This window comes from Mycetocola zhujimingii, assembly GCF_003065425.1.
Classification (GTDB): Bacteria; Actinomycetota; Actinomycetes; order Actinomycetales; family Microbacteriaceae; genus Mycetocola_A; species Mycetocola_A zhujimingii.
In genome coordinates, this window is the sequence record NZ_CP026949.1 from 1,250,174 (window position 1) to 1,270,628 (window position 20,455).

Annotated in this window: 24 protein-coding genes; 15 read left to right on the forward strand and 9 right to left on the reverse strand. The window is 65.4% G+C overall.

Annotated elements, in window-relative coordinates:
- Positions 1-56 precede the first annotated feature (56 nt).
- The gene (locus C3E77_RS05870) at positions 57-551 is read left to right on the forward strand and encodes an SRPBCC family protein (RefSeq protein ID WP_234031313.1); all 495 of its coding nucleotides are present in this window, start codon (positions 57-59) and stop codon (positions 549-551) included.
- Positions 552-570: 19 nt separating this feature from the next.
- On the opposite strand, the gene C3E77_RS05875 is transcribed toward C3E77_RS05870, so the two are convergent.
- Positions 571-1,236: a cation efflux transmembrane domain-containing protein gene (locus tag C3E77_RS05875; protein ID WP_108390771.1), complete on the reverse strand. Its 666-nt coding sequence runs from the start codon at positions 1,234-1,236 to the stop codon at positions 571-573.
- A gap of 2 nt (positions 1,237-1,238) precedes the next feature.
- Entirely contained in the window at positions 1,239-1,589 is a 351-nt protein-coding gene (locus C3E77_RS05880) for an ArsR/SmtB family transcription factor (RefSeq protein WP_108390772.1), read from the reverse strand.
- Positions 1,590-1,677: 88 nt separating this feature from the next.
- Between C3E77_RS05880 and arsB the strand changes: the two genes are divergently transcribed.
- From arsB to C3E77_RS05895, 3 genes are all read left to right on the forward strand, one after another.
- Positions 1,678-2,778 carry an ACR3 family arsenite efflux transporter gene (gene arsB, locus C3E77_RS05885; RefSeq protein WP_108390773.1) on the forward strand — a complete coding sequence of 367 codons (1,101 nt, stop codon included), beginning with the start codon at positions 1,678-1,680 and terminating at the stop codon, positions 2,776-2,778.
- A 26-nt stretch (positions 2,779-2,804) separates the two neighbouring features.
- Positions 2,805-3,215, forward strand: coding sequence for an arsenate reductase ArsC (locus C3E77_RS05890; RefSeq protein ID WP_108390774.1), 411 nt, complete (start codon positions 2,805-2,807; stop codon positions 3,213-3,215).
- A 78-nt stretch (positions 3,216-3,293) separates the two neighbouring features.
- Positions 3,294-4,742, forward strand: coding sequence for an FAD-dependent oxidoreductase (locus tag C3E77_RS05895; RefSeq protein ID WP_234031314.1), 1,449 nt, complete (start codon positions 3,294-3,296; stop codon positions 4,740-4,742).
- A gap of 98 nt (positions 4,743-4,840) precedes the next feature.
- Here the strand turns inward: C3E77_RS05895 and C3E77_RS05900 are convergent, their stop codons facing one another.
- Positions 4,841-5,350, reverse strand: a complete 510-nt coding sequence (locus tag C3E77_RS05900; protein ID WP_108390775.1) for a DUF1269 domain-containing protein — start codon at positions 5,348-5,350, stop codon at positions 4,841-4,843.
- Positions 5,351-5,635: 285 nt separating this feature from the next.
- On the opposite strand from C3E77_RS05900, the gene C3E77_RS05905 reads away from it, so the two are divergent.
- Positions 5,636-6,379 (forward strand): SDR family NAD(P)-dependent oxidoreductase, encoded by a 744-nt coding sequence (locus tag C3E77_RS05905; protein WP_108390776.1) that lies wholly within the window; start codon positions 5,636-5,638, stop codon positions 6,377-6,379.
- An 82-nt stretch (positions 6,380-6,461) separates the two neighbouring features.
- Here the strand turns inward: C3E77_RS05905 and C3E77_RS05910 are convergent, their stop codons facing one another.
- Positions 6,462-6,944: a DUF1269 domain-containing protein gene (locus tag C3E77_RS05910; RefSeq protein ID WP_108390777.1), complete on the reverse strand. Its 483-nt coding sequence runs from the start codon at positions 6,942-6,944 to the stop codon at positions 6,462-6,464.
- A 227-nt stretch (positions 6,945-7,171) separates the two neighbouring features.
- Here C3E77_RS05910 and C3E77_RS05915 point away from each other — a divergent pair, with 227 nt between their 5' ends.
- Both C3E77_RS05915 and C3E77_RS05920 read left to right on the forward strand, forming a co-directional pair.
- Complete coding sequence (locus C3E77_RS05915) at positions 7,172-7,411, forward strand: PLDc N-terminal domain-containing protein (RefSeq protein WP_108390778.1); 240 nt, start codon at positions 7,172-7,174, stop codon at positions 7,409-7,411.
- Positions 7,408-7,968, forward strand: a complete 561-nt coding sequence (locus tag C3E77_RS05920) for a hypothetical protein (protein ID WP_108390779.1) — start codon at positions 7,408-7,410, stop codon at positions 7,966-7,968. Before C3E77_RS05915 ends, C3E77_RS05920 begins: the two co-directional genes overlap by 4 nt.
- Positions 7,969-7,971: 3 nt before the next feature.
- Here the strand turns inward: C3E77_RS05920 and C3E77_RS05925 are convergent, their stop codons facing one another.
- Positions 7,972-8,757 carry an alpha/beta fold hydrolase gene (locus C3E77_RS05925; protein ID WP_108390780.1) on the reverse strand — a complete coding sequence of 262 codons (786 nt, stop codon included), beginning with the start codon at positions 8,755-8,757 and terminating at the stop codon, positions 7,972-7,974.
- A gap of 397 nt (positions 8,758-9,154) precedes the next feature.
- Between C3E77_RS05925 and C3E77_RS05930 the strand changes: the two genes are divergently transcribed.
- On the forward strand, positions 9,155-9,355 hold the full coding sequence (locus C3E77_RS05930) for a hypothetical protein (RefSeq protein WP_108390781.1): 201 nt from the start codon (positions 9,155-9,157) through the stop codon (positions 9,353-9,355).
- Positions 9,356-9,378: 23 nt separating this feature from the next.
- Entirely contained in the window at positions 9,379-9,801 is a 423-nt protein-coding gene (arfB, locus tag C3E77_RS05935; RefSeq protein WP_108390782.1) for an alternative ribosome rescue aminoacyl-tRNA hydrolase ArfB, read from the forward strand.
- A 53-nt stretch (positions 9,802-9,854) separates the two neighbouring features.
- Here the strand turns inward: arfB and C3E77_RS05940 are convergent, their stop codons facing one another.
- Together C3E77_RS05940 and C3E77_RS05945 are read right to left on the reverse strand one after the other, a co-directional pair.
- Positions 9,855-11,456 carry an alpha-amylase family glycosyl hydrolase gene (locus C3E77_RS05940; RefSeq protein WP_108390783.1) on the reverse strand — a complete coding sequence of 534 codons (1,602 nt, stop codon included), beginning with the start codon at positions 11,454-11,456 and terminating at the stop codon, positions 9,855-9,857.
- Positions 11,457-11,565: 109 nt separating this feature from the next.
- Positions 11,566-13,707: a M6 family metallopeptidase gene (locus tag C3E77_RS05945; RefSeq protein WP_108390784.1), complete on the reverse strand. Its 2,142-nt coding sequence runs from the start codon at positions 13,705-13,707 to the stop codon at positions 11,566-11,568.
- A gap of 207 nt (positions 13,708-13,914) precedes the next feature.
- Here C3E77_RS05945 and C3E77_RS05950 point away from each other — a divergent pair, with 207 nt between their 5' ends.
- A complete protein-coding gene (locus C3E77_RS05950) occupies positions 13,915-14,583 on the forward strand; it encodes a hypothetical protein (protein ID WP_162924927.1) in 669 nt (222 codons plus the stop codon).
- A 12-nt stretch (positions 14,584-14,595) separates the two neighbouring features.
- Here the strand turns inward: C3E77_RS05950 and C3E77_RS05955 are convergent, their stop codons facing one another.
- Entirely contained in the window at positions 14,596-15,201 is a 606-nt protein-coding gene (locus tag C3E77_RS05955) for a LysE/ArgO family amino acid transporter (protein WP_108390786.1), read from the reverse strand.
- Positions 15,202-15,272: 71 nt separating this feature from the next.
- Here C3E77_RS05955 and C3E77_RS05960 point away from each other — a divergent pair, with 71 nt between their 5' ends.
- Positions 15,273-16,172, forward strand: coding sequence for a LysR family transcriptional regulator ArgP (locus tag C3E77_RS05960; RefSeq protein ID WP_108390787.1), 900 nt, complete (start codon positions 15,273-15,275; stop codon positions 16,170-16,172).
- 63 nt (positions 16,173-16,235) lie between these two features.
- Here the strand turns inward: C3E77_RS05960 and C3E77_RS05965 are convergent, their stop codons facing one another.
- Positions 16,236-16,892, reverse strand: coding sequence for an ion channel (locus C3E77_RS05965; protein ID WP_158270301.1), 657 nt, complete (start codon positions 16,890-16,892; stop codon positions 16,236-16,238).
- A 159-nt stretch (positions 16,893-17,051) separates the two neighbouring features.
- On the opposite strand from C3E77_RS05965, the gene C3E77_RS05970 reads away from it, so the two are divergent.
- The 4 genes from C3E77_RS05970 to C3E77_RS05985 all read left to right on the forward strand — a co-directional run bounded on the left by C3E77_RS05970 (position 17,052) and on the right by C3E77_RS05985 (position 20,313).
- Complete coding sequence (locus C3E77_RS05970) at positions 17,052-17,840, forward strand: SDR family NAD(P)-dependent oxidoreductase (protein WP_108390789.1); 789 nt, start codon at positions 17,052-17,054, stop codon at positions 17,838-17,840.
- Between the two features lie 144 nt (positions 17,841-17,984).
- Positions 17,985-19,112, forward strand: coding sequence for an alcohol dehydrogenase catalytic domain-containing protein (locus tag C3E77_RS05975; protein ID WP_198412201.1), 1,128 nt, complete (start codon positions 17,985-17,987; stop codon positions 19,110-19,112).
- Positions 19,109-19,858, forward strand: coding sequence for a 3-oxoacyl-ACP reductase FabG (fabG, locus tag C3E77_RS05980; RefSeq protein ID WP_108390791.1), 750 nt, complete (start codon positions 19,109-19,111; stop codon positions 19,856-19,858). The genes C3E77_RS05975 and fabG overlap by 4 nt, the downstream gene beginning before the upstream one ends.
- The gene (locus C3E77_RS05985) at positions 19,855-20,313 is read left to right on the forward strand and encodes a MaoC family dehydratase (protein WP_108390792.1); all 459 of its coding nucleotides are present in this window, start codon (positions 19,855-19,857) and stop codon (positions 20,311-20,313) included. Before fabG ends, C3E77_RS05985 begins: the two co-directional genes overlap by 4 nt.
- Positions 20,314-20,455: the final 142 nt, after the last annotated feature.

Sequence of the window (20,455 nt, forward strand, 5' to 3'; positions counted from 1 at the left end):
ATGATAGTTAAAGGAGACGAATCATGGGCAACTCTTCATCCACTTTCGAGGTTCGGGTGACCCGGGAGTTTCCGGTGCCGGTGGACTCCGCCTACGCTGCCTGGACCACGCCCGAGCTGTTGATGCAGTGGTGGGGCCCGCTCGGTTTCACCTGTCCGGTCGCCAACCTGGATGTCCGAGTCGGCGGGGTCTCACTGGTTGCGATGCGCGCGCCGGCGCAGTTCGGCGGCGGAGACATGTTTAACACCTGGACCTACACGCTCGTCGACCCTCCGAATCGACTCGAGTTCGAGATGCGGTTTACTGACGCGAACGGCGAAGCGATCAGCCCGGCCGATGTCGGCATCCCTGCGGGGGTTCCTGACACGGTCCCGCATGTTGTGACGTTTGAGTCGGTGGGCGAAGGCGGCAGCCGGTTGAGCGTCACCGAGTACGGCTACACGGTCGAGGAGGCGCGCGATGGGTCGCAAGCCGGTCTGGATCAGTGCCTGGACAAGCTCGCGACGCTTCTCGGCGACGGCAGCACTGCGGCCGTAGATACGCGCCGCTGAGTCGGGGGAGGCGGCGGGCTCAGCGCTGAGGTTCCGTCGCGTGCTCGGTGTCGTCATCCGAAAGCACATCGAACGGCGACTCGACCTCGCCCTTCCATGCTTCGATTCCCTCCCGGATAGCGAAGCCGGCGATAACGAGTGCCGCGACAGCATCCGCCCATTCCCAGCCGAACAGGGTATTGAGCAGGAGACCCAGTAGCACGCTCGCCGACAGGTAGACGCAGAGCAGGAGTTGCTTGGAGTCAGCGACCACGCTGGCGGATCCGAGCTCCCTGCCCGTCCGGCGTTCGAGCCACGCGAGAGCGGGCATCACCAGGAGGCTGGTTGTCGCAATGGCGATCCCGAGGGGGCTGTGGTCGACGTCCTGCACGCCCGCGAGCGAGAGGACCGAGTCGGTGATCACGTACGCGGCCAGGGCGAAGAAGGCGATGGCGATCACCCGGACCGTGGGCTTCTCCCACCGTTCAGGATCGCGGCGGGTGAACTGCCACGCGACGGCAGCCGCCGAGAGGACCTCGATGACCGAGTCGAGTCCGAACCCGATGAGCGCGGCGGAGGACGCGATGGCCCCGGCGGTGATGGCGACACCCGCCTCGATCATGTTGTACGCGATCGTGAACCCCACGATCCACCGCACCCGCCGGTGAAGGACGGCCCGGCGGTTGGCGGTGGGCTGAGCTGTCATCGTCACAGTTCGCTGATGAGGCCGGATACCGACGCGAGTGAGTTGGGCGTCAGGCTGTAGTAGGCCCAGGTTCCGCGCTTCTCTCGGTGGAGATAGCCGGCGTCGACGAGCACTTTGAGGTGGTGGGAGACGGTGGGCTGGCTCAGGCCAAGTGGTTCCGTCAGATCGCAGACGCACGCTTCGGCGTCCTCGTGCGACGCCACGATCGACAGCAACCGCAGCCTCGCCGGGTCGGCCAGCGCTTTCAGTGAACGGGCAAGCTTCTCGGCACTGTCTGCATCCATGGGCTCGCGCGTGATCGGAGTGCAGCACGCGTTGAGGTCGGTGATCGGCAGCGACTCGGTAAGCGTCATCTGAACAAACTCCCTAGATTGACATGCATCGATGCATGGGTCACGATGAGTACATCGACGCACATCAATCTATCAGTCACGGAGCTTCATGTCTCTTGCCCCGGTGAAGCCCGCAACTCTCGGAACAACTGACCGGTTCCTCCCGGTCTGGATCCTCGCCGCGATGGCGTTGGGACTGGCGCTCGCGGTTTTCGTCCCCGCATTCGGTGACGCCCTGCACGGCTTCTCCGTCGGATCGGTCAGTGTGCCGATCGCGGTCGGACTGCTGGTGATGATGTACCCGGTTCTCGCGAAGGTCCGGTACTCGGATGCGCGTGCGGTCGCCGGTGATCGGAAGTTGCTGGTCTCGTCGCTGGTGATGAACTGGCTGGTCGGGCCGGCTCTCATGTTCGCCCTTGCCTGGGCCTTTCTGCCCGATCTGCCGGAGTACCGCACCGGCCTGATCATCGTTGGGCTCGCGCGGTGTATCGCCATGGTGCTGATCTGGAACGATCTCGCATGTGGCGATCGAGAGGCCGCCGCCTTCCTCGTTGCCGTGAACTCGGTGTTCCAGGTCATCGCCTTCTCCGGGCTGGGCTGGTTCTACCTCCAGATTTTGCCGTCATGGCTCGGACTGGCGACAACGAGCGCGTCGTTCTCACTGTGGGCAATCACGCTGAGCGTCCTGGTCTTCCTCGGTATTCCGCTGGTCGCCGGATACCTGTCGCGGCGGCTCGGTGAGGCCACGCGCGGCCGCACCTGGTACGAGGGCACGTTCCTGCCGAAGGTGGGACCGTTCGCCCTGTATGGACTCCTCTTCACCATCGTGATGCTGTTCGCGCTGCAGGGGCAGCAGGTCATCGATCGGCCACTCGACGTGGTTCGAATTGCCCTGCCACTGCTGGTGTACTTCGCGGTCACATTCATCGTTGGCTTTGTCCTCGGCAAGCTCATCGGGCTGTCGTACGAACGCACAACGACGCTCGCGTTCACAGCGGCAGGCAACAACTTCGAACTTGCCATCGCCGTCGCGATCGGAACATTCGGCGCCACGAGCGGCCAGGCACTCGCCGGCATCGTTGGCCCGCTGATCGAAGTGCCCGTGCTCGTGGCCCTCGTCTACGTCGCGCTGTGGCTGCGCCCCCGCATGTTCCCCGCAAAAGACACACTCCCGATCCATCCCGAACTTCCGGTCGCGGACCGGGTTTGAACACACCCCGAAAGAAGGAGACCCTGATGAGCGAGAAACCGTCAGTACTGTTCGTCTGCGTCCACAACGCGGGCCGGTCGCAGATGGCCGCCGGCTACATGCAAGCCCTGTCCAACGGGCAGGTCGACGTTCTGTCTGCCGGCTCGGAGCCGAAAGACCAGATCAACCCGGTCGCGGTCGAGGCGATGGCCGAGGAAGGCATCGACATCGCCAACAACATCCCCAAGATCCTGACAACGGATGCCGTCAAGGACTCCGACGTGGTGATCACGATGGGCTGCGGCGACACCTGCCCGATCTTCCCGGGCAAGCGCTACGAAGACTGGGAGCTCGACGACCCGGCTGGGCAGGGCATCGAGGCTGTCCGTCCGATCCGCGACGACATCAAAGCCCGGATCGAGCAGCTGCTGAAAGAGATCCTCCCGGCGAAGGCCTAGGTTGCGGTCGATTGTGGCGCACATGAATCACACGAGAAACGAAGAAGAATGACTATCGCAGAACTCCCGACTTTGACCATGCCCTCACCACGGACGCTCGACAAGCTGCCCGTCGCCATCATCGGCGCCGGACCGGTCGGCCTCGCCGCCGCCGCACAGCTGCTCGAACGCGGAATCGACGTCGTTGTCTTCGAAGCGGGGGAGACCGCTGGCAGTGCTGTGGCAGCGTGGGGTCACACCCGGCTGTTCTCGCCGTGGGAGTATCTCGTCGACGAGGCTGCCGGTCGACTCCTCGACAAAACCGAGTGGCACGCACCCGCCGCGAAGAAGCTGCCCTTCGGCCGGGAACTTGTCGAGGATTACCTGCTGCCGCTGGCAGCGACCCCGGAGCTCGCCCCACGGATCCGCTATCAGAGCACCGTGACGGACGTCAGTCGGCAGGGGATGGACCGTACCCGGTCCGCCGGACGGAGCTCCACACCGTTCCTGCTGCGGATTCGAACCGGCGACGCAACGACAGAGCAACTCGCGCGTGCCGTCATCGACACCTCCGGTACCTACAGCAGCCCCAACGGACTCACCGCCAGTGGACTTGCGCCTGCCGGAATCGATGGCATCCGTGAACACCTCAGTTCCGCCCTGCCCGACGTCCTCGGGGTCGACCGGGACCGCTTCGCGGGACGGCACACGCTCGTCGTCGGAGCCGGCCACTCCGCAGCGAATACGCTGCTGAAGCTGGCCACCCTCGCGAAGGAGGAGAGCGCCACGACGATCAGCTGGGCCATTCGGGGACGAAGCCCGGTGCGCGCGTACGGGTCGGAGAACGACGAGCTCGAAGCACGCGGCCAGCTCGGCAGCTCAGTACATGAGCTGGTTCGCCAGGGGCGGGTCACGCTGATCGACCAGTTCGAAATCGACGACCTCGAGCCGGCCGCTGACCAGCGTGTTGCCGTGGTCGGTCGCCGCCAGGGGGAGAAGACGAGAGTGGAGGTCGACCGGGTCGTCAACGCGACGGGCTTCCGCCCCAACCTCGAGATGCTGCGGGAAATCCGGCTGTCTCTGGACGAGATCGTTGAAGCCCCTCGCGCCCTCGCCCCGCTGATCGACCCGAACATGCACAGCTGCGGCACTGTCTACCCGCACGGCGTTATCGAACTCGCGCATCCGGAACCGAACTTCTACATCGCCGGAATGAAAAGCTACGGTCGCGCACCGACCTTCCTTCTGGTGACCGGTTACGAACAGGTGCGCTCCATCGCGGATGAGCTCGCGGGCAACCACGGTGCCGCCCGTCGGGTGCAACTCGTGCTGCCAGAGACCGGGGTGTGCGGGCCGTCCTCATCGGCTGGAGGCTGCGGCCCCGACGCCGAGGCACCCGCTTCATCCTGCGGCAGCGCGGTTGAGGCCGAGCCATCCGCTTCATGCTGCGCCCCCGAGGTTGAAGCCGAGGCATCCGCTTCATGCTGCGCCCCCGAGGCCGAGGTCGAGGTTGAGGCCGAGCCATCCGCTTCATCCTGCTGCAGCTAGACGCTGCGGGCTTTCCGGCGCGGCGGAGCGCAAGACCACCGGGGCACAGAGAAGGCCGGTCGCTGTGGGCGACCGGCCTTCTCGTTGTAGGACTGCGCTCAGCTGAGTTCTGAGGCAGCTTCTTTCACTGCCGCGTCGATGTCTGACTTCTTCACACGGAGCTGCTTCGCGATCTTCTTCTCCGCCTTCAGCTCTGCCTTCGCAATCGCGTCTTCGAGCTTGCTCTCGCCGACGACGAGCAATGCAGCCTCGCCGGAGTCGATGGCCTCGCCGAGCTCCCTGACGTCAGAGCGCGAGACGCCACGCCACAGGTGGCCGGTCACAGCGCCGATCGCGCCACCGACAATCGCGGTTCCGATGATGGCGGGAGGAAACAGCAGTCCAACCACAGCACCGGCGACGGCTCCGCCCCATCCACCGTGGCGGAATGCCTGCTCGTCTTTGTTGACGTGCACCTTGCCCTTGTCATCTTTGGTCACGACCGCGGCGTCGTAAGTGCCCACGGCACCGTCTTTGTGCAGCTCTTTGACGACGCCGTAGTCGGAGCGCGCGTCAGCTTCGTTCGGGTAGGTGCCGATGTACAGGAATGTTCCGTCGGATTCAGCCATTGTGTCTCCATTCATAGTTGCGTCTCGTGCTGAGACGTCCATGCACCCGTTCGCAGTGAGCGCGCGATTGTGCGGCGCACTCCGAAAGCTTTGGGCGCCTGCCCAGATAACAGGGTCACGTTCGCGCGTAGTAGAGCCTTTCGTCCGTCGGGCGAGACCTGCACCCACCTGGCCCGGAACTCCTGTGCAGGCGGCCGACATATACTGTCCCGAAGACAGTAAATGGTTCGTGCCGGGACGACCCGAGCGCCGGACGGGTGCGAAAACGAAAGAAAAGACACAGCTATGCAACTGCAGAACAAGACAGTCATCGTGACCGGTGGGGCATCCGGAATCGGTGGAGCCATCACCCGCACCTTCGTTGAACGCGGCGCGAAGGTGGTCGCGGTGGACATCAACCAGGAAGCCGGCGCGGCACTCGTCGCGGATCTCGGCGATTCGGTGCACTTCCTGCAGGGGGACGTTTCCGATTCCGCCGTCGCTGAGAAGGCGGTTGGCGCAGCGGTCGAGCACTTCGGAGGCCTCCACGCCCTCGTCAACAACGCGCACGCGTCACGTCAGGCACCCTTCCTCGAACTCACCCCGGAGATGTGGGAGCTGTCGTTCAACACGGGCCTTCGCGCCACCATCAACTTCATGCGTGCCGCTCACCCCGAGCTGAAGAAGACGTCAGGCTCAGTCGTGAACTTCGGTTCGGGTGCGGGACTGGACGGGCAGGTGACCCAGGGCGCATACGCCTCGGCCAAGGAGGCTATTCGCGGCCTGAGCCGGGTTGTTGCGAACGAGTGGGCTCCTGACGGCATCCGGGTCAACGTCGTCTGCCCGATGGCGATGACCGAGGGCGTGCAGGCCTGGTCTGAGGCATTCCCCGACCTCTACAACACGACTCTGGGCAAGATTCCGCTGGGTCGCTTCGGCCACCCCGGGAACGATGTCGCTCCCGCCGTGGCGTTCCTGGTCTCGGATGACGCCAGCTACATCACCGGCCAGACCCTGATGGTCGATGGCGGAACGATCAAGCTCCACTAACGAGCCGCGGGTCACGCGACAACGGCGGCTGGATCCGGGGTACGAAACGCCCCGTCTCCAGCCGCCGAAGGCCGCAGGTCGATCAGATGTTGTCGGCCAGCTGCGCTTCCTGTTCCTTCGATAGCGACGTCTGGACGACGGTGCCGTTGTACGGAGCAAGCGCCTCGGTGAACTTGTCCTGGGTCAGCTTCGTTGCGTAGAGAACAATCGCCGATTTTCCGGCGCTCACGGTGTCCTGGACCCGCTCACGGAACTCGCTGTTGATTCCCGCCTTGTCGAGCGCTGCGAAAAGCGCTCCAAAAGCGCCGCCGATGACGAGCCCGACCAGCGGCATGAAGAAGAGAATGCCGAGCAGTGCTCCGAAGACGGCACCACCAGCAGCTCCGATGCCGACTTTTCCAACGGGACCGGGGTGCGTGACGTGGGTCTTTCCTTCGTCGTCGACCGTCACGAGGGCAAGGCCGGCAAGCTGGACGATCAGGTCGTCCTGCAATTCCAGAACTTTGTTATACGCCGCTTCCGCGTCGGTTTTGGTGTCGAACGAGATGACGATGAGATCGGCCATGGGGTGCCGCCTTTCTTGGTTTGAGCAAAGGTGCCGAGTGCACTGCTTCGGGCCTCGCCGTCCAGGCGAGGGCGTTCGTAGGCATGGTGGCTTTGGTCCCTGCTGCCGGGCAGGGTCGATGGTCCCGTTAACGGGATCTCCGCAGAAAGCAGTCACGGGGATTCGTTGACAACCCACGTGCCGTCGCCGAGACTTGCGCTACCTACCCCGGCAGCGAAAGGACAGCTGTGACCGCGAATCCGCTCCTTCCCGTTTGGTTCGATATCGTCTGGACCCTCGTCCTCGCCGTGGTCGTTGTGTCGCTCGTGCTGGCGCTCGTTCAGATCGCTCGACGGCGCGACCTCGACGCTGTGGCCCGCGCCGCCTGGGTACTCGTCGTGATCATCGCCCCGATCATCGGCCCTGTTGCCTGGTTTGCCATCGGCAGGCGCCTTCCGCCGCCCCCGAGTTCGGTCGTGGACCCGTGAGGACGGATTCCGCCCTCCGACCAGACCCGGCCGTTCCGCTCGACGTCGATGACCTCGCCGCCGCTGCTGAAGGCGAGGTCGAGGAGGTACCGCTTGGGCGCAGCTCTGTTCAGGCTGCAATCGCCTCCCTTATCTCAGCGGTGGTGGTCGTCGCTTTGTTGCTCGTCGTCGTTCAGTGGGTTGAGGCAGCAGCCACTGACGCTGCCAACGGCACGGAGTGCCGGGGGCCGGACTGCGTTGAGGTGCAGCTTGGTGACCTCGCCATTCCGGCGGCGACGGCGCTGCCGGCAGGGACCACAGTGGTCGCGTCGAACAGGTTCGCCAAGCTCGACGAACAGTTTGTTTACTTCGAGGTACGGATGCCGCCTGATTCGGCCTTGCCCGCTTTTCCGCAGCCGTGGGTCGGTGTGTCTGACTCAGGGGATGACGAGAACAGGAATGCGCGGAGGATGCTTGGGCGCGGGTACACCGATGTGTTCTGGTCGGGTGACTACGCGGCGGGCACCGATGACGACGGTTCGATCCTGATCATCGGGCAGTACCAAACCGGCGACTGACGGTCAGCGCGCCGATTGCGACGCGAACCTGGCGAGCTCGTCAGCCATCGGGCCCGGCTCCCACGAGTGCTCGGCCCCCGGCATCCGTTTCCACGTGGCACCGGGTATCGCCGCGGTGATCATTTCCGCCGCAGGCACCATCACATCGTCGTAGCTCGTTGTTCCCACCATGGTGAGAACCGGAATCCTGATGTCCGCGAGCAACTCCGACAGCGGGGCTGACTCGGCCCAGGCCAGTGAGTCGGCATCCGGCTGAAGAGTTGGTGCCTGCGGCACCATGGCCGGTATCGACGCCACCATCTCGAGAATTTCGGGCGGCATGTCTTTCATGTAAAGGGTGAGCGCTGCTTTATTGTCGCCAGCGGCGATGAGGGCGCGAAGCTCGTCGGCCCACTCGCGCGCTCCGCTGTCGGGGGGAGCGAGGGGTGCTTCCCAGAGCGCCAGACCCGCGACGGGGAGGCCGCGTATCGCGGCGAGAAGCGAGATCGAACAGCCCGAGGAGTGACCGCAGAGCACAGCGGTCCCGCCCACGTGCTCGATCAGTGAGGAGAGCGCGGCGAGTTCCCGGTCGAGGGTGAACGGGCCATCCGCGACGCTCTCGCCGCGACCGGGCCGGTCGTAGACAACTGTGGTGCAGCCCTTCTGCGCCAGCAGCTCGGCAGTCTCGGTCGTCGTCGGGTCTATCTCGCGCCACGGTCCGGCGCCGGCGACGAAGATCACGGCGGGGCCCTCGCCGCGCAGGTCGAAAGCGACCCGATCGTTCAGGCTGGTGGTCACGACACTCGACACGATTACCTCGATCCTTCGGATGCCCTCACGGTAGACCCGGGGGAAAGCGGCGGCAACCCCCGGTGGAGCGTGCCTTCCGCCGGAAGTGACGCTTGTCTTGTCTGGTCGGGTTTCTCTAGCGTGGACACCGTGCAATCAGCAGTCTCTCCGTCATCATGGCGGTGCTGCCGAGCAGGCCGAACCGCTGACTCCGGAGGGGCGGCCGGTGGATTAAGGGCCCTCGATCATGGCGTCTACCTCTTTTTCCGCTCGCGGGCCAGAGGAGAGGTATTCGTCGACGGCAGACGCAATGGCGTCTAGCGTAGGAGAAAGCAGTGCGCCAGCCCGTTTTCGCCGCGGTGCAGAACCAGGTGCCGCGGTCGGGCCGGTCACGACGAGCAGTTTGAGGAGAATCACGATGAGTCCCAATGCCGGCGGCGCAAACTTCGGTGGTCCCAAAGAGAACGAAGGCACGAAAGGATATTCAGCAGACGACCGTCCACTCCGGGACGGACACAATCCCGAACCCGACCTCCCGGATCCGGAGGAGGCGTTCGAAGAGGCTGAGGAAACCGACGGCCTCTCCCTCGAGCCCGGTATCGACCCGGAGGACGCGTAGCCAGATCGCGGGACATTTCTGTCATGGATTTAGAGGTGTCGACCGCGCTCACAATTCCGGCCGGTGAACTCGGCTGGCGGTTTTCGCGTTCGTCAGGGCCCGGCGGGCAGCACGTCAACACCTCGGACAGTCGGGTCGAGCTCTCGTGGAACGTGGCCGACTCGACCGCTCTGACCGACGAGCAACGGGAGAGGCTCCTGACCCGCCTCCGCGGACGCCTCGTCGCTGGCGTGGTCACGGTTACAGCGTCTGAGCAGCGGTCGCAGCTCCGTAACCGTGAGATTGCGCTCCGTAAGCTCGCCGAACTCGTGAGTGCCGGCCTCGCGCCCGACGGCCCACGTCGGCGTCCGACGAAACCGACGCGCGGTTCGAACCATCGCCGCCTCGCGGCCAAGGAACGGCGCTCGACGACCAAGCAACACCGCCGGCGGCCACCCCTGGATTGAGCCGGTCGCTGAAGGCGGTGCCGGATGTTACTGCCCGATGTCGGTGCCGGATGTCAGTTCCGGCGCCACATCCAGGCGGTACTGTCCGGCCGCAGGACGGCATCCGTTTCACCGTCGGTACGGAACAGCACCGTCCCATCGGGGAGTGGCACCGGTTCATCGCCCATGGCAATCGCGACGGTCATGCCTCCCTCCCGGTCGCAGGTAACCAGCCCGTTGAATTCCGAGCGCCACGACACAGGCTCGTCGGGCGGGATCCTGCCGGTCCGCAGAAGGGACTCCCGGCACCGGATGGCCGCCCGCACCAGGGTGAGATTCGAGTGCGGGTCGGCCTCCTGTCGTTCGACCGACCAGGATCCCCACCCGGTCGGCGTCGGCAACCAGGCCGTCACGCCATCGTTCACCGTGAAGCCGTTGACTTTCTCCGGCGAGACGGTCCACGGCATCGGGATGCGCGCACCGTCACGTCCCGTGCCGCTGGAGACCCAGATGGGATCGACCCGCGCCGAGGGCGGAACGTCGACCTCGGGCAAGCCAAGCTCCTGGCCCTGGTACAGATACACGGCCCCGGGTAATCCGAGCAGGGCCACCACAGCAGCAGCTGCCCGCCTGGCGCCACGTTCACCGCCACCGAACCGGCTGGCCGTTCGCACGAGGTCGTGGTTCTCCAACGCCCAGCTCGGAGCAGATCCATGGGTTCGTCGCGCCCGCTCGAGGCGTTCGCCGACCGCAGCCCACTCGTCGCCGTTCCACTCGAGCCGCGCAAAGGCAAAAGCGAAGGCCTGGTGCAGTTCGTCCGGCCTGGTGTACCTGGCGGCCCGGTCGGGTTCCAGATTGACCTCGCCGACGAGCAGACGGGCGGGTTCGTACTGGTCGGCGATCCGCCGCCAGCGGCGATAGACCTCGTGAACCGGTTCCTGGTCGGTCACCAGCGGGTTCGAGCGCAGGCCATCCGCAACGGCCGGCACGTCCGGCGCGTCAGGCATCCCCTCAGCCTTGAACATGCCGTGGGCCACATCGATGCGGATGCCGTCGACCCCGCGATCGAACCAGAACCGGAGCACACCGTCGAAGTAGTCCGCCACGGCGGGGTTGCGCCAGTTCCAGTCGGGCTGGGCCGGGCTGAACAGGTGCAGGTACCACTGCCTGTCGGTGGCAGAGTCGGGCCAGACCCGATGCCAGGCCGGGCCGCCGAAGACACTCGTCCAGTTGTTGGGCGCTCGATCACCGACGCCGTCGGCGACGTGGAACATCGCGCGCTCGGGTGAACCCGGGCCCGCTGCTGCCGCGTTCTTGAACAGCGGATGCTGTACCGAGGCATGGTTCGGGACGATGTCGACCAACACCCGGAGACCCAGCGTGTGTGCCTCCGCGAGCAGGTCATCGACGTCGGCGAGGGTCCCGAAGAGCGGATCGACGTCGCAGTAATCGCTGACGTCGTACCCCTGGTCGACCTGCGGGGAGCGCTGGAACGGGGTGATCCAGATGCCATCCACGCCCAGCGAGGCGATGTACGGTAACCGCTCGCGGATGCCACGAAGGTCGCCGATCCCGTTTCCCGTTGAGTCAGCGAATGACCGGGGATAAACCTCGTAGATGACGGCGGTCCGCCACCAGTCGTCCGACGCGGCGGGCGGTTCATCAGTTCTGGCCATGCTGCTCTTCCGTATTCGTCTGCGCCGCGGGGTGGAGTGATCGCCCACCGTGCGGGTCAGGCAGAAGCGGCGCCCTCCCAAGGGGAAGGGCGCCGCTTCTGCCGTCGCGTTACTTCTTCTTGCCGTTGCCGGTATTCGTGACGCTGAGGACGTAGTCCGCATCGAGGAACATCAGGTCGCCGCTCGGCATGTTCGAGACGAGGGTCGCGAAGTCACGATCCTTGCCGTTGGCACACTTGGTGTTGAATCCGGACTGCGAGATGTTGTCACCCTCGAGCCGGTAGACGTAGTTGCCCGCGCCGTCGGTGATTTCGAACGGCGATACAACGCCGGGAGTCAGGTCACAGCTGGCGACGACCTGGACGGTCCAGTTGTTGTCCTGCAGCCCCGTCGTCTCGAACCACTCGCCCTCCGCACTCGTCACGGTCGCCGCAGCACCGTTGACCCGCACATCATCGACGAACCAGCCCGTGTCGAGGTAGGCCGCATCGGTTGAATAGCGGAAACGAACATCCGTCGCGCCGGCAGGCAGCTGCGCGGTGTAGTGCACGTACTCCGGGTCATCAACGAAGTAGGAGCCACCGGACGTGCCGGTGAGCCCGTTGCCCTCGGTGTTTCCACCGTGCGGGTCATCGTTGCTCGTGACAACCGTTCCGGCGTCGTTGACGAGCGGAACCGTGACCCAGTCAGAGCCAACGAGCGCCTCGACGAATCCGTAGTCCCAGCCCTCTTCGATGAAGTGCCAGGTCCAGAAGTCGAGCGACGTTGCCGTTGACGCCACGTCGACGTCCAGCACGTTCTCCGACTGGCTCACGTATCCCGCATACCAGTGGGTGTCTCCGGTGTGCGGCGCGATCTGTGTGCCGTCTTCACCGTCGAGGCCGACCGTGACGGTCGGGCCCGGGTTGCGGAATCGCTCAACCTGGAGACCGTATGGCAGTGCGGTCGGCGTCTGTCCGTTGGCGCGCTTGTCCCACTTGGACGACGGCTGAGCGCCCTGGTTGTTGCCGCGGCCGCCCCAGAACTGGTCGTCAGCGATGTCGATCGTCCAGTCGGTGTACGCGGAGTCGCCGAAGTCGACGGCCTTGATATCGAAGCGAGCGGATGCCTCATCATCGAGGTAGACCGCGACGGCCCAGTCCTGGAACAGTTCGTCAGCGGTGCGAAGGGCCGCGCCGGACTCGGCGTTGAACAGGTCGATCGCCGCCTGCACCCCGTCGATCCCGTCGCCCTGGTTCTCGAAGATCCGCTGGATCAGCAGGTCGCCGCCCGTGCCGTCATTCTGGAGATCGGGCGTGAAAGTGCCGTCCCCGTTTCCGCCGGCCTGCTCCCAGACGTACTGGAAGAACGTGTATGCGGCTCCGTAGTTCTCGAGCCCGCCGCCCCATCGGGTCAGAGACGTTTCAGCATAGAAAACCTGGTGATTCGACAGGTGCGAACCGCCAACGTCATATCCGTTGAGGAAAACGGCGAAGTCAGCGAGTCCCTCGTCGACCCACGAGAGTTCCCCGGGATCACTGTAGTTGTGTAGCAGGTGCTCGAGCTCGTGGGCGATGACCCCTTCGTAGAGCGTCGGCGAGTCATTCTCGGGGTCATCGTCGCGCCACTCGGAGTCGTTGGGTCCTACGCGGTTCGCCCAGTCGAATGCATCGATGACGATGACGTTCATCCCGACAGAGTCGATGAAGTCAGGCGCAAAGTACCCGGCGGTGTACGTGTCTTCCGCGCAGTCGTAGTAGTTGGCATCCTGAACGTTGTAGACGACCATCACGAGTGAATCGCTCGCGGGTTCATCGGGATCGGCCGCATCCATCGGGCCGAAGTGCTCTTCGTCGACGGCGACGATCTGGCTCGACAGTTCGTTGCCCATGTAGTCGATCTGTGCCTGGGTGAGCGCGTATTCGGATGCCGCGCGGTCGGTGCACGGAGCGAACTCGTCGTCGGGGTTGTGGTCGAACGCCGGATCGAGGCTCGCGACGCCCGTTGGCGCTGAGCCATCGAGCGGGGTCCCCGCTGGCACATAGATGTAGACGGGAGTGCCGTCGGGTGTTGCGCCGGCGTAGGCGCGTTCGAAGTCCTGGTCGTAGGTGCCGCCGGCTTCACTGTCGTTGATCGGCAGCGTGAGGCCGGGTTCCCCCGGCAGGTTTTCGTGATCGTCGGCAACGGCGGGAACCGCTGCCGTGGCAACAAGGGTGAAAGCTAACGCGCAGCCCAGTGAAACACCGAGTGCGCGGGCGCGAGGCTTGTGCACGGTTGTACCTCCAAAGAAGGGTCCAACCGTCGACGACTCGTAATCTCCGGCGACCGGACCGATGAGGGCAGGCGGATGCCTGTCGATTGCACATCAGTAGAGCATCAAACCGGCGCGAGGGGAATGGAATGATCGAGAAATGCAGTCGCGCTGGGAGGATGAGGTCTGCGTCACCTGTCCACGGTGCCCGTTGTGTACTCTGGGCCGATGGAGCCAGAGCAGATGGAGGCCAAGCCGCCGGAACCCGCGTCGGCGGGCGCCCCGGCTTCCCGCCTGCCACACGGCTGGGTACCGATCGGGGAACGGCAATGGAGCATCGTCTGGGTGGGGGCTTCCTCGCTCGTCGGAACGCTGATCATCTACCAAACGCTCTTCTTCATCACCCAGGTCGGTCGTTTGCTTGAGCTTCCGCTTCCCGTCGTTGCCATCGTCGCCGTCGGCGTCGTGACAACCGTCCTGGTTGTGATGACACTCGTGCACCGCTGGCGCTGGCCGCAGCCGGCCGTCAACCTGGATACCTCCGAGCTCCGATCAGGAACGAAGGTGGTGCCACTTGCCGCCGTCACCACTGCGTCGCTGGCCGTGGTGTCTGTGAGAAAGACTCGCGTGCTGGTCCTGCGTGTTACCGCCGACAAGGAGGCGCGGGCCGAGTTCGTGCTGCGGAACCGGAACAACCACACCCCCGACGCCGAAACGCTTGGCGTCCTCTCCGAAGCACTGCGGCGCACGAGCATCGCGATGCCGGTCTCGAAAGACGATCCAGACGGGCGCTTCGCGCGCTATAACTTCCCTGGCTTCCTCACGCGTGAGCAAGCGGTCGCTCTCGTACTTGACCCGCCGGAGAGCGACGAGCCGTTGCCAATCCTCATAGCGTGAGGGCCGCTGCCGTCAGAGTCCGAGCAGCAGGCTCGCGGCGATCCCGATCATGACAACGGCAATCAGCGCATCAAGAATCCGCCACGCTACGGGGCGGGCGAAGAGCGGCCGAAGGAGCCGGGATCCGAATCCCAGTGCGGTAAACCAGGCAACGCTGCCGAGAGCGGCGCCGAGGGCGAACCACCATCGGCCATCGCCGTAGGTCGCTCCGATCGACCCGAGCAGGACGACCGTGTCGAGATAGACATGCGGGTTGAGCCAGGTGAGCGCGAGCGCCGTGACAATCGCCGTCCGAAGGGAGGTTGGAGCACCCGCGGGGTTGGCGTCGAGGGCGCCGGGTCGAGCCGCCCGAATCGCGGAACGAACGCCGTACCAGGTGAGAAATGCCGCACCGCCGATGCGCACAACGACCAGAAGCACATCCGCGGCCTGGATCAGGGCGCCGAGGCCCCAGATGCCGAGTGCGATCAGAATGGCATCCGAGGCCGCGCAAATCGCAACGATCCATCCGACATGCTCGCGACGAAGACCCTGCCGGAGGACAAAAGCGTTCTGAGCGCCGATGGCGATGATGAGAGAGAGGCCAAGGCCGAGGCCGGCGAGGAGGGGTACAAGCACCTTCTCACGGTAGGGCGCTTCCTCTCACAAGGCCAGCTACATATTCTCGTGGCACATTAGAATCGCTAACTATGGACACTCTCCAACTGCAGGCGCTGGCGGCCGCCGTCGAAGGCGGCACCTTCGACGCGGCTGCGCGGACGCTCAGCGTCACGCCGTCGGCCATCAGCCAGCGCATTCGGGCGCTGGAGAACTCGGTTGGCGGAGTCCTCGTCCGGCGCACCAAACCGATCACCGTGACGCCCATGGGATCGACGTACCTCCGGCTCGCGCGGCAGATCGCCGCGTTGAGCGAGGAGGCTGCCGCCGAGACATCCCGTGAAGCCGCGGCGGCCTGGCCGACGGTATCCCTCGCGATCAACGGTGATTCGCTGGCAACCTGGGTGATGCCGGCGCTCGCCGAACTCGCGAGCGAGTTTCTCTTCGACATTCATCGGGAAGACGAGGACCACTCGGCACAGTTACTCCGTGACGGCACGGTGATGGCCGCCATCACAACCCAGTCGCGACCGGTGCAGGGCTGCACCTCGACGCCGCTCGGCGTGATGCGTTACCGGCCGATGGCATCCCGTGCGTTCATTGACCGATGGTTTTCGAACGGGACGGATGCTGCTTCGCTCGCGGTTGCGCCGGTCGTGATTTTCGACGCAAAGGATGACCTGCAGCACCGCTATCTGCGCAGGTTCTCGGGCGCTGACCTGGCGCCGCCGCAGCACTTCGTGCCGGGCTCGGCCGATTTCGCCGAAGCGGTTCGACTCGGCTTCGGCTGGGGGATGCAGCCGGACCAGCAATCGCGTGAACTCGAGTCTCGCGGCGAGCTGGTCGAGTTGGACGCCGGGGGACCGGTCGATGTCACGCTGCACTGGCAGCAGTGGGCGTTGCAGATGTCGTCACTCAGCCGGGTCGCCGAGGTGATGTCCGAGGCGGCGCGCCGTGAGCTGGGTGGGTCGCGCCGTTCTCCCTCGGCCTGAGAGCCTGCGGGGTGCATCCCCGCCGCGAGCCTCAACCGAAGTGCGGAGGGGGCACTCCCTGCATCAGCGCGGCTGAGGCTGCCAGCCCGAGACGAACTTGGCCACAGCGATGACGAGGAAGAGCTGCCCGGTGATCGCCTCGCTTATCGCCACCGTCTGTACCAGGGGCGCGTCCGGGACGAGGTTGCCGTATCCGGTCGTGGTCAGTGTCGTGAACGAGAAGAACAGCTGGCTGGTGAGCGAGTCGTGGCTCGCCTCGCCGAACAGGGGCGTCGGAGTCGTCAGGCTGATCAGGTTGTACACGAAGGTGAAGAACATGCCAACCATGACGTACGCGGCGATCGCGCCGAGGAGCGTCTGGACATCGACGGTGACCTTCCGAAACTCATGCGCGACGATGGCCATCGGTGCAACGAGGTAGGCCACCATCGAGGTCGCAGAGAGAACAATGTCGAGGAGCCGCCCCTCCAGGCCGGCCAGGTGAACGACAACGGTGGCCAGCCCGGTGACGGCAAGCGCGAGCCAGCCCGCTCGCCGCGCGGACGTTTTCACCTCGGCAACCCAGAGCGTCGCCGCCACGGTAAACAGCTGATACAGCAGAGCGATGGGGTTCGGGTTCAGCGAGGTTTGTGTTGCGCACAGCAGATACGACACCCCGAGGAGGCCAAGAACCAGCCAGTAACCCGACTCCAGAATCGGGTGGTGCGGTTGTGCGTGCACACGCGCGTCCATAACCATCACCCCTCGAGATCGACGACCGGAAGCGACAGGGTATCGGCGTCGGGCAGCGGTGTATGAGGCCAATGGTCGGCTCCGCCGTCCATCGATGGCCGATTCGTTCGTGTTCTACTGTTGAGATTCGCCCATCGAAGGAGACCCATGACCAGTCCCGCCGTCTCTCCGCCGTCGAGATCGGTCCTCGTGACCGGTGCATCGGGCGGCATCGGCGCGGCGGTCGCCCAGCGGTTCGCGCGAGCGGGCGATCGGGTCGCCGTGCACTATCGAAGTGATCGCGGCGGAGCCGAGGAAACCTTGCGCTCGCTCGAGGGTGACGGACATTCGCTCGTCGTCGGGGACATCGGTGAACCGGATGACGCCGCACGCGTGGTCGAACAGGCCATTTCGGCGCTCGGTGAACTCGACGTGCTGGTGTGCAACGCTGCTGTGGCACCCTCAGCGGCGAACCGCCACGTGCTCGGCGAGGTGTCGTTTGCCGACTGGACCGCAGCCTTCCGGTCGATGGTCGACGTCAATCTGCTCGGTGCGGCCAACCTTGCGTGGGCATTCGCCAACCATCTCATTGGCAGGGGGGCGCCGGGTGCCATCGTCAATATCGGCTCGCGCGGCGCCTTCAGGGGCGAACCGGAATATCCGGCATACGCCGCGAGTAAGGCGGGACTCCACGCGCTCGGGCAGTCGCTCGCGGTGACCCTGGCTCCCCACGCTATTTCGGTGACGAGTGTTGCGCCGGGCTTCGTCGCCACTGCGCGCCAGTTCAGCAAACTCGACGGTGGTGAGGGCGACGCTCTTCGCGCACAAAGTCCCTTCGGTCGCGTCGGCACGCCCGAGGAGATCGCCGCCGCGGCATTCTGGCTCGCCTCCCCGGAGGCAGCCTGGTGTTCCGGGGCGATCCTCGACGCCAACGGTGCGTCATATCTCCGCAGCTGACGCGCGGCGTCCAGCTCTGCGGTCTCGACGAACGCCGCCATGTGGTGGTTTCGAGACTCAGGGATCGACTACATACCGCGTAGTCGGTATGCTCAGGAGAACGGGCGAACGGATGCTGCTAAAAGCCCCCGACGAGGAGGTCGCGTGGAGATCACTGGAGCAGTCCTTGAGCGCTCGGGTGCTGAGGCACCGTTTGCCGCATCCCGCCCGTTTACCGTTGGGCCGATCGAGCTTGACCCGCCTGGCCCCGGAGAGATGCTGGTGCGGATCGAGGTGGCTGGACTCTGTCACTCCGACCTCAGCGTCGTCGACGGCAGCCGCCAGCGGCCGACGCCCATGCTGCTCGGCCACGAAGCGGCCGGAATCGTCGAATCACTCGGCGACGGCGTTGACGACATCGCGATCGGGACCCGCGTCGTCATGACCTTTCTGCCGCGCTGCGGTACCTGCGCCGAGTGCCTCACCGACGGCAGGCTGCCCTGCAGCGTCGGGAGCGCAGCGAACAACGCGGGCACACTGGTCGGCGGCGGTCTTCGACTGCACCGCGGGGGAGAGCGCGTGCGTCACCACCTCGGTGTCTCCGGCTTCGCCAGTCACGCCGTTGTCAGTCGCACATCGGTGGTGCCCGTCGATTCCGACGTGCCCGCCGAGATCGCGGCCCTTCTCGGTTGCGCGGTCCTGACCGGCGGCGGTGCGGTGATCAACGCCGGGCGGCCAGTGGCTGGATCGCGGGTGATCGTTGTCGGACTCGGCGGCGTCGGCATGGCCGCGCTGCTCGTTGCCGTTGCCCTCGGCCACGAGGTGATCGGCGTCGATGCGCTCGATGCCAAGCTCGACCTGGCGACAGAGCTCGGCGCATCCGGCAGTTTCACTCCGGGGGATGCCATCGACGCTCACGTCGCTGCTCCGCTCGTGATCGAGGCCGCAGGTTCGCCCCGCGCCTTCGAAACAGCGCTTACGCTCACGGCGCCCGGCGGCACGATGGTGACCGTCGGCCTCCCCGCCCCGGATGCCATGGCGAGCATCGCCCCGCTCCTCGTCACCGCGCAGGCCAAGACGATCATCGGCAGTTACCTGGGCTCGGCAGTACCAAGCCGCGACATCCCGCGCTATGTCGACCTCTGGCGACGCGGGGTACTGCCTCTCGAACGACTCGTCTCGGCCCGCATCGGTCTTCACGACATCGCTGAGGGCATGGACCGGCTCGCCTCCGGCGCAGCGTTACGCCAACTCATCACTTTCGACCCACCCCAACGAATGGACACCGTATGACCCGCACCGCCATCGTCACAGGAGCAGCACGCGGCATTGGCGCCGCGACCGCCAGAAGGCTCGCCGCAGACGGCTGCCAGGTTGCCGTTCTCGATCTTCACGCCGAACACGCGGCCGACACGGTTGCCGCCATTGAGGCTGCCGGAGGGCGCGCGATAGCCGTCGGCGCCAACGTCGCAGATTCGGATGCCGTGGCCGCCGCTGTCGCGCGGGTCGTCGACGAACTCGGCACACCCACGATCCTGGTGAACAATGCGGGCATCCTTCGCGACAACCTGCTGTTCAAGATGACCGAAGACGACTGGGACGCCGTTCTCGGCGTGCACCTGCGTGGTGCGTTCCTGATGAGCCGGGCCGTTCAGGCCCACCAGGTCGCCGAGGGCTGGGGGCGCATCGTCAACCTCTCCAGCACGTCGGCCCTCGGCAACCGCGGGCAGGCCAACTACTCTGCGGCGAAGGCGGGCATTCAGGGCTTCACGAAGACCCTCGCTTTCGAACTCGGCCGCTACGGCGTGACGGCCAACGCTGTCGCTCCGGGCTTCATCGAGACCGAGATGACACGAGCGACCTCTGAGCGCATGGGCATTGCCTTCGACGACTTCCTCGCCGGCGCCGCGAAGGAGATTCCGGTTGGCCGCGTCGGCCAGCCCGAGGACATCGCCGCGGCCGTCTCGTTCTTCTGCCGTGAGGAGTCCAGTTTCGTCTCCGGCCAGGTGCTCTATGTGGCGGGAGGGCCGCGGTCATGACGATCACCGTTTCGTCACCCGCAACGCTGGCGGATGCCATCGGCCAGACGGCGACGGGGGACTGGTTCAGAATCGACCAGGACCGAATCGATGCGTTTGCCGAGGCGACCGAAGACCGGCAGTGGATTCATCTCGACGCCGAGCGCGCAGCATCCGGACCGTTCGGAGCCACGATCGCGCACGGTTACCTCACGCTCTCACTCATTCCCCGGCTGACCGAGGGTCTCGTCGAAGTGGGAGGCGCTGCGATGGTGGTGAATTACGGCCTCGACAAGGTGCGCTTCCTGCAGCCGGTGACCGCCGGATCGCGGGTGCGGGCGAGTTCGACGATCACGAGCGCAGAAACGACGCCGCAGGGGACCCGTGCGGGTGTTGCAGTGACCATCGAGATCGAGGGTGCGTCGCGACCGGCGCTCGTCGCCAACACGATCGCGCTCTTCGTCAGTTCGGACTGACGAGCCTCGACTGACGGGCCCCGACTGACGAGGCCCGACCGACAAGCACTGTGGTGACACAGAGCTGAGGCGCTCGTCTTTCGGCGAGCGCCTCAGGTCTGTCGTTCAGCGCTTCTGTCTTTCAGCGATTCTGTCTTGTCAG